Origin of the sequence: Methylophaga sp. UBA5088, from assembly GCF_002414625.1 — a bacterium.
Classification (GTDB): domain Bacteria; phylum Pseudomonadota; class Gammaproteobacteria; order Nitrosococcales; family Methylophagaceae; genus Methylophaga; species Methylophaga marina.
Genome location: NZ_DIAC01000036.1, coordinates 2,570 through 6,439 on the forward strand (window position 1 = coordinate 2,570; position 3,870 = coordinate 6,439).

A 3,870-nucleotide genomic window follows, 5' to 3' on the forward strand; every position below is an offset into this window, starting at 1 on the left:
ATCCACATCTTTACCATGAAATCGGGGCCATTTATTCGGCTTTGGCGATGCGGTTAATTGGTCAACAAACTCATCCCGTTATTTTGGTCGACTGGTCTGATTTAGATCCTCGCAAACAACACTTTTTATTACGGGCATCAGTGGCAATTGATGGCCGCTCACTGACCCTGCACGAGCAAATCTATACCGTAGCTGAAAAAGACAAACCCACTATTCATAAACAGTTTATGGAAAGACTTAAAGCCATGTTGCCGGTTGATATTAAACCTATTATCGTCAGTGATGCGGGTTTCCGACTACCTTGGTTTCAGCTCATTACTTCCTTAGGCTGGGATTATGTTGGACGGGTTAGAAACAAAACCATGTGTCAACAACACGAGGAGGATGACTGGTTTTTAACACGTGAACTTTATCAACAGGCCACCACACGAGAAAAGTATTTAGGCCAATATAGGATGAGGCCTAAGAACAGCTTTATAACGCATCTTGTCGTTTATAAACAAATAAGCAAAGGCCGTAAAAAGCTCACAGCAACAGGTGAATGTTCACGTGCCAGTTCCAACTCACGTTCTAATGCCAGCCGTGAGCAAGAGCCCTGGTTACTCGCCACTTCATTAACGTGTAATAAAATAAGAGATACCAAAAAGGTAGTGAAACTCTATCGAACACGAATGCAAATTGAAGAAAGCTTTCGAGACTTAAAAACAGGGCTCAACTTTAATGTAAGCAAAACACGCAAGTTACATTATCTCTGTGTTTTATTACTGATTGCCATGCTAGCTCAATACGTTCTATTTTTGCTTGGAATGGTCATGACACTGACTAAAAGTCATCTTGGTTATCAAGCGAATTCGATTAAAACACGGTCTGTTTTATCCTATCAATATATTGGATTGAGAGCATTTCGAGATCGACGATTACGATTAAAAAAACGAGAATGGGAAGCAGCGAATAAAAAAATACAGTTGTTGATGCAGGTGCCAGTTTATGACTAGATTATTTGTGGGGATCCGTCAGTAGCTGACCCCTTGATCTATGATCTATTACCTTGATCTAACGTTGATCTAAGATAGGCGTTAGGTGTTCTGACTATGCAAATTGAAGCTGTACTTTATCTACTTTTTTTATTCGGATTGCCGTTTGTAGTTTATGTACTATCTAAAGAAAATCTTTTACCTGTAAAAGGTTTAGGTAAACTTGCAGGTATTAGTTGCGTCATTCTTTATGTGTTCATAGTTGGTTCAGCCGAGCTTACCAATTATCAACTTAAACAAGAGCTTGATTCTTACGATTTAGATAAGGATGGAAGTTTTTCCGATGCTGAGTTTACCTCTGACGCAGAAGAAGCAATGAATCGTTACATTCAAGATACAGGGCGAACTTTTGCACCAATAACCGGCTTCATATTCTCTTTTATCTATGTTGGGTTATTTTTTGGCATAATCAAACTATTTAATAAATATGTACTTAAACACACCTAAAAGGTAGGCAAAATCAGCTGTAAGAAGCGCGGCCTGGACTCGCTAACGCTGACCTTTGCGACCGGGGTTATAAGGTCTATGAAAAGAGTCATCTCAACATTCATCATGATTTTTATTGGCTCAGTGCAGGCTGAAGACTTTGGATCTTGTGGTTATCTTCCAAAGAAGACTGAGAAGTATCAATATCCAGAATGGGAAGTGTTTGATAGCTGTGCTTCTTATGCCGCTGGTGTGTTGCGAATATCACCAGAGCATAGAGAGAAACTTCATTTTGGAACTGAAGATTTGGCGGTATTTTTCATATCTGGTCAGTATTTCTACGTGAAACCGGATGGCAGATTTCTGCCTGTCATGTTCTACGATAACGGTGCTGACTATTTTCAAGAAGGATTAACTCGCCCCCAGAAAAACGGGAAAATCGAATTCTATAATAAGCATTTTGAGTTGATACTTTCACCTGACTATGATTGGGTATGGCCATTTCATGAAGGTTTGGCCCTTGTCTGTAACGGTTGTATTCTTACTCCAATGGAAGATGGCCACCAAGCACTCGAAGGTGGCTTATGGGGCTACATAAACAAGAAAGGAGAGGAAGTGGTACCGGTCAAATACAAGTCTTCTGAACTTCCTCGCCAGTAAAATTATTAAGAAAAGTATGTTGCTGATGCAATATGTTGACAGGGAACGCCGTCCAGCCCTATGTTCAGACTATTATCACTGATAGGGCTAACATAAAAGAACTTTAGTCTGCATACTAGTAGAAGCGGTGTTTATCAAAGATGCTGACTGGTCCTTAAAAATCAATAAGTAAACTAATCGCTTAATCAAGTATTCATCATTTCACACAATAAGCTAACGCTCATATGAGGTGCGGAAAGTGCGAAATAACACAATCAAATTAACAGGCTTTTCTCTCTCATGATTGATTTGTTCGTGGGATGGCCAGCAGCTACCTACATTAGCTTCGCTATTTGTACCATTATTATTTTATTTGTTGGTGTGCGTATCACTCGGTTAGCTGATGCCTTGGGAAAACGTACTGGGATAGGATCTGCCTTATTTGGTGCCGTACTTTTGGGCGGTACCACTTCACTACCGGGCATCATCACGTCAGTGAGCACAGCTTGGCAAGGTTATGCGGATCTTGCTGTCAGTAATGCGGTGGGCGGCATTGCTGCACAAACGACCTTTTTAATATTCGCTGATATGATTTACCGCCGTGCTAACTTGGAGCACGCAGCGGCCTCACTTGAAAATTTAGTTCAATGCACTTTGTTGATTGCTCTGCTGTCGATTGCCTTGGTGGGATTAACGGGGCCCGATGTCACTATTTTTGCCATTCATCCCGTGTCTATCATTTTATTACTGTCTTATGGCTTTGGTTTACGCCTAATTTCCGATACTCAACATCAACCACTTTGGTTTGCTTCGAAAACCAAAGAGACCAAGCCAGAAAGTGAGACATCCATCCCAGAAGGTAAGTTATCAATTTTATGGTGGAAATTTAGTGGCTATGCTGTGGCTATTGCTTTTGCAGGTTATGGCATAGGTGAGACTGGTATTGCCATCGCCAGAATCACAGGGCTTTCCGAGACAGTGGTTGGGACGCTATTTACTTCTGTTGCCACGTCACTACCTGAATTAGTGACGGTTTTGTTTGCTGTTCGGATGGGGGCGCTTACATTAGCTGTTGGCGATATTATTGGTGGAAACAGTTTCGATGTGTTGTTTTTAGCCTTTTCTGACTTTGCTTATCAAGATGGCTCAATCTATCACGCCACAACACAAGACACGGCATTCATACTGACCATTAATTTATTGATGAGTACGGTTCTTCTACTAGGTTTATTGCGTAGGAAGCGAAATGGTATTGGCAATATTGGCTTTGAAGGCTTTATGGTGCTAATACTGTATGCATTGGCCGTTGTTGTTGTGACCAGCTAAGCGCATATGAAAAATACTATGCAGTTGAATGATGAGGTGAGTCTATGAAAAGGGTGATTTTATTAGCGCTTTTGCTGTGTCCGGTCATGTCTTTGGCATCATCAGAGCAAGCCTTAATGTCTCTTCTTAAAGCCTCAGCAGGAAACGTTCAACCATCATTAGAAACTCAAAAAGCATTAGAGACGCTTAAACAACATAACATCATCAAAAATGAACCTGATATTGTTGCCGATTACAATCATATCTACATCGCCAACAAGCCGTTACCGGTATTAGGTGGGGTGTTGTTGGCTTTAGAGCATGAGTATCTTGAAGATTGGATAGGGTGTTGTGTCAATCCTGGCGTGGCTCTGGCTCTGCAGGTGAAAAAGGATAAGGATGACTCATCTGCGTTAGCGTCGTTTGCTAAGGAAAATCATTGCAAAGTGATGCCTTTTGAACAGTC

Annotated in this window: 5 protein-coding genes; all 5 read left to right on the plus strand. The window is 41.2% G+C overall.

The genetic code is table 11. The annotated features are described in order from the left end of the window. A partial coding sequence (locus B4K20_RS04905; RefSeq protein WP_289282078.1) for an IS4 family transposase occupies positions 1-995 on the plus strand: 995 nt, incomplete at its 5' end. 96 nt (positions 996-1,091) lie between these two features. Beyond that, on the plus strand, positions 1,092-1,481 hold the full coding sequence (locus tag B4K20_RS04910; RefSeq protein WP_289282079.1) for a hypothetical protein: 390 nt from the start codon (positions 1,092-1,094) through the stop codon (positions 1,479-1,481). Between the two features lie 105 nt (positions 1,482-1,586). Then, positions 1,587-2,120: a WG repeat-containing protein gene (locus B4K20_RS04915; protein WP_289282080.1), complete on the plus strand. Its 534-nt coding sequence runs from the start codon at positions 1,587-1,589 to the stop codon at positions 2,118-2,120. Between the two features lie 279 nt (positions 2,121-2,399). Beyond that, positions 2,400-3,425 carry a sodium:calcium antiporter gene (locus tag B4K20_RS04920; RefSeq protein ID WP_289282081.1) on the plus strand — a complete coding sequence of 342 codons (1,026 nt, stop codon included), beginning with the start codon at positions 2,400-2,402 and terminating at the stop codon, positions 3,423-3,425. A 44-nt stretch (positions 3,426-3,469) separates the two neighbouring features. Beyond that, a partial coding sequence (locus B4K20_RS04925) for a hypothetical protein (protein ID WP_289282082.1) occupies positions 3,470-3,870 on the plus strand: 401 nt, incomplete at its 3' end.